At 68.3% G+C, this 3,620-nt stretch carries 4 protein-coding genes; 3 read left to right on the plus strand and 1 reads right to left on the minus strand.

Annotation, left to right across the window (positions count from 1 at the left end; genetic code table 11):
* The first annotated feature begins 152 nt into the window (after positions 1-152).
* Positions 153-857 (plus strand): helix-turn-helix domain-containing protein, encoded by a 705-nt coding sequence (locus QRO95_RS25035; RefSeq protein ID WP_285303718.1) that lies wholly within the window; start codon positions 153-155, stop codon positions 855-857.
* A 9-nt stretch (positions 858-866) separates the two neighbouring features.
* On the opposite strand, the gene QRO95_RS25040 is transcribed toward QRO95_RS25035, so the two are convergent.
* Positions 867-1,757, minus strand: coding sequence for a sterol desaturase family protein (locus QRO95_RS25040; protein WP_285303719.1), 891 nt, complete (start codon positions 1,755-1,757; stop codon positions 867-869).
* Positions 1,758-1,892: 135 nt separating this feature from the next.
* Between QRO95_RS25040 and QRO95_RS25045 the strand changes: the two genes are divergently transcribed.
* Both QRO95_RS25045 and QRO95_RS25050 read left to right on the plus strand, forming a co-directional pair.
* Complete coding sequence (locus QRO95_RS25045; RefSeq protein ID WP_182266301.1) at positions 1,893-2,843, plus strand: LysR family transcriptional regulator; 951 nt, start codon at positions 1,893-1,895, stop codon at positions 2,841-2,843.
* A gap of 92 nt (positions 2,844-2,935) precedes the next feature.
* Positions 2,936-3,586 (plus strand): DsbA family protein, encoded by a 651-nt coding sequence (locus QRO95_RS25050; protein ID WP_049461586.1) that lies wholly within the window; start codon positions 2,936-2,938, stop codon positions 3,584-3,586.
* Positions 3,587-3,620 lie beyond the last annotated feature (34 nt).

The raw sequence follows: 3,620 nt of genomic DNA on the forward strand, positions 1-3,620 counted from the left end.
CTCGGTCGCGCCATCCATGGCGCTCACGCCCCCGCAACCGGACCCACCCCGCCTTGGACAATTCGCGGCAATCTGCAGTAGATCCACGCCATGCGTGGATGTTCTTCGATCAATCGTCGAATCAATCGATTTCGATGGAGATTCATCCACGCATGGCGTGGATCTACAATTCCTCCATGTCCTCTCCCGCCCTGCCCTGGAATGGCACGCTGCTGCTGGAGGCTCACGTGGCCGTGCTGCAGGGCCACGCCGGTGGCAGCGATACGCACGCGCACTACGCCCATCAACTGTTGCTGAGCGACGGCGCGCTCTGGCAGGTCGAGGTTGATGGGGTGCGGCAGCAGGGCCAACGGCTGTGGCTGCCGTCATTCCAGCCGCACGCAATCCTGTCGGCGCCGGAAGCGGGCTGTACGGTGTTCCTCGAACCGGCGCATGCCGATCCCGAACAGATCCAGCAGCACCTGCACGCGCTGCCGGGCAACGCGCTGGCGCTGCACGACTGGCTGCCACGGCTGAGCCGCCCGCAACCGCTGGACCGCCGCGTGCAAGCCGCGCTGTCCCGTATCGCCCAGCACCTGCCCGGGCCGGTGCCAGCCGCCGATATCGCCGAGGCGGCACATCTGTCGACCAGCCAGCTGCATCGACGCTTCCAGTCCGATCTGGCGGTGACCCTGCGCGGCTGGGTGCTGTGGCAACGGCTGCGCAGCGCACTGATGCATCATCTGCGCGGGCACAGCCTGACCGACAGCGCGCACGCGGCCGGATTCGCTGACCTGGCCCATCTGTCGCGCAGCCTGCGCCGCATGTTCGGCATCAGTGCCGCGCAGCTGCAGGGCCTGCAGCTGCACGCGGCCTGACACGCCCCATCATCCGCGCCTGCGCAGACCTTCCGGCAGCTCCGGCACCTCGCCATGCGGCAGTTCGCGGAACGGCGCCAGCAGCTGTCCGGGATAATCGCGCGGATAGTCCGGCTGGCTGCCGATGCCGAGGTCGCGTTGCTGCAGCCGATAGCCGGGCGCATCGAAGGCGGTCCCCAGCAGGTGATCCCAGAAAGTCAGGAACAGGCCGAAGTTGACGTCGCCGGCGGTGCCGTAACGCATGTGGTGGAAGCGATGCAGCGGTGCCCAGGCCATCACCCGGCCCAGCACGCCGGGGCGCATGTCCACGTTGGAATGCTGCAGCAGCAGCTGGATGGCAATGGCGAACGCCAGCACCGCGGCTACCGGCATCGGCAGGCCCAACAGCAGCAGCGGCAGCACGCCGCCCACCGCTTCGGCCGCCTGGTGCAGCGGGTGTTTCATCAGACCGTTGAAGCCATACATGCGGGTCACGCTGTGATGCACCGCATGCAGCCGCCACAGCCAGCCGATGCGATGGCTGGCGTAGTGCACCAGGGTGATGCCGAGATCGGCGCAGATGACGGCCAGCAGCACCTGCAGCGCGAATGGCCACTGCAGCGGCCAGGCCTGCCACGGAATGATGGCTGCCAGCAGTGGCACCGCCGCGATCGACAGCAGGTTCAGGCTCTCGTTGACCAGCGCATGCAGGGTGTCACGCAGGCTGTCGCCGTGGTCGTGGTTGAACGCGGGGTCATACGGCCAAGCACGTTCGGCAGCGAACGAGACCGCGATGGCAACCGCCAGCAAGGCCAGCAGCCATAGTGGGTCGCCGTGGAGGTGGCCGACCCAGGCGACGGCGACGGCAACGAAACCCAGCAGGAACAACGGGGCATACAGGCGGAGCATCCAGTGCTTCATGGGCAATCCGGAAAGTAAGGGGCCTGCATGCTGGCGCCGCGTATGGGGCGCCGGCTTGAACAAACGGCGCAACCCGTGCCCCTGGTAGATGCCCACCTTGGTGGGCACCGCACTTGCCACATCCACGCATCACGCATGGCCTGGATCTACAATGGCGCCCTCATCGCGCCCGGGACCGGCATGGATTCCTTCAACCTGATGCGTGCCTTCCGCCGCATCGTCGAACGCGGCGGGCTGGCCCGCGCCGCCGAAGACCTGGGCATGTCACCGGCCGGGCTGAGCAAGCAGCTGCGCACCCTGGAAGCGCACCTGGGCGTGGTGCTGCTGCAGCGGACCACGCGGCGCATGAGCCTGACTGAGACCGGCCACGCCTATTACCGCGAATGCTGCCGGCTGCTCGACGAGCTGGATGCATTGGAGCGTGGCATCGCCGAACAGCGCGGCGACGTGGCCGGGCGCCTGCGCGTCAATGCACCACAATCATTCGCGCTGAGCACGCTGTCGCCGCTGCTGCCACGCTTCCTGCAGCAGCATCCGCAGCTGTCGCTGGACCTTGTGATGGAAGACCGCCTGCTTGATGCGGTGGGCGAAGGTTTCGATGTGTCGCTGCGGTTGCGTGCCGAGCTGGATGACTCGCGGCTGGTGGCGCGCCGCCTGGCCTCGCTGCAGCAGGTGCTGTGCGCGGCCCCGTCCTACCTGCGGCAGCATCCGGCACCGCAGGCGGTGGACGATCTGCAGACGCACAGCGTGCTGGCCTACAGCCTGTCCGACTCGCCCGGCAGCTGGCCGCTGCTCGGCCCCGACGGCCAGGTGACGATCACCCTGCCGGCGCGCGTCACCGTCAACAACAGCCTGCTGCTGCGCGACCTGCTGGTGGCCGGCATGGGCATCGGCGCCCTGCCCTCGTTCCTGGCGGCACCGGCGCTGGCCCGTGGCGAACTGCAGCAGGTGCTGCCCGACCACCGCTATCCGCCGCGCTTCGTGCATGCGGTCTACCCCACCTCGCGCCACCTGCAGCCCAAGGTGCGTGCCTTCATCGATTTCCTGCACGCCGAGCTGCCCGGCTGCGCTGGCCTGGATTCGTAACCGCCAGCGAAAACTGAGCTGCCCGCGGCGTGCTGTTTCAGACGCGCCGCGCTGCCTAATCTGCCGCCTCCCCTCTCACCGATGGCAGGCAGATGTCTTCCGTTCCTTCCCCCGCCACCGCCGCGCCGGTGGTCGATTTCTTCCACGACGTGGTCTGCGGCTGGTGCTTCGTGCTGGCCCCGCGCCTGCAGCAGGTCTCCGCCGAACTCGGCATCCAGGTGCGTCACCGCAGCTTCGTGCTGCAGGACTCGCGCGCGCAGATGGTCGAGGTGTTCGGCTCGATGGAGCGCGCCAAGGCGATCATCCTGCGCCACTGGACCGACTGCGCCGCGCATGAAGACACCGCGCGCATCGATATCGAAGGCATGCGCGCACAGGACTTCGAGTATCCGTCCGGCTGGCTCGGCGCACTGGCCTGCCAGGCCGCCGGCATGCTCGGTGGCAACGACGCCCATGGCGCGATGTTCGATGCCGTGCAGTGGGCACACCTGCACCAGCACCGCAACATCGGCGACGCCGAAGTACTGCTGGATATCGCCGAAGCACTGGGGCACCCGCGTGGCGCCTTCGCTGACCACATGCGCAGCGACGCAGCAGCCCGGCGTGTGCAGGCCGACCGTGCCGAAGCCGCGGCCCTCGGCATCCGCTCCATTCCCACCGTGATCGGCGGCAACGGCCTGCGCCTGCAGACCCTGCCGCTGCCGCAACTGCGCCAGGCCCTGGCGCACCTGGTCGCGGCCTGAGCCGCACCATCCCCCACCCTGCAAGGAGACTCCC

The organism is Stenotrophomonas maltophilia group sp. Smal13 (genome assembly GCF_030236855.1).
In the GTDB taxonomy this organism is placed as follows: Bacteria; Pseudomonadota; Gammaproteobacteria; order Xanthomonadales; family Xanthomonadaceae; genus Stenotrophomonas; species Stenotrophomonas maltophilia_A.

Bases quoted from the DNA above. Each gene is read 5' to 3' on its own strand.
- QRO95_RS25045 (WP_182266301.1), top strand. From the start codon at position 1,893: ATGGCCTGGATCTACAATGGCGCCCTCATCGCGCCCGGGACCGGCATG.
- QRO95_RS25040 (WP_285303719.1), bottom strand. From the start codon at position 1,757: ATGAAGCACTGGATGCTCCGCCTGTATGCCCCGTTGTTCCTGCTGGGT.
- QRO95_RS25050 (WP_049461586.1), top strand. From the start codon at position 2,936: ATGTCTTCCGTTCCTTCCCCCGCCACCGCCGCGCCGGTGGTCGATTTC.
- QRO95_RS25035 (WP_285303718.1), top strand. From the start codon at position 153: ATGGCGTGGATCTACAATTCCTCCATGTCCTCTCCCGCCCTGCCCTGG.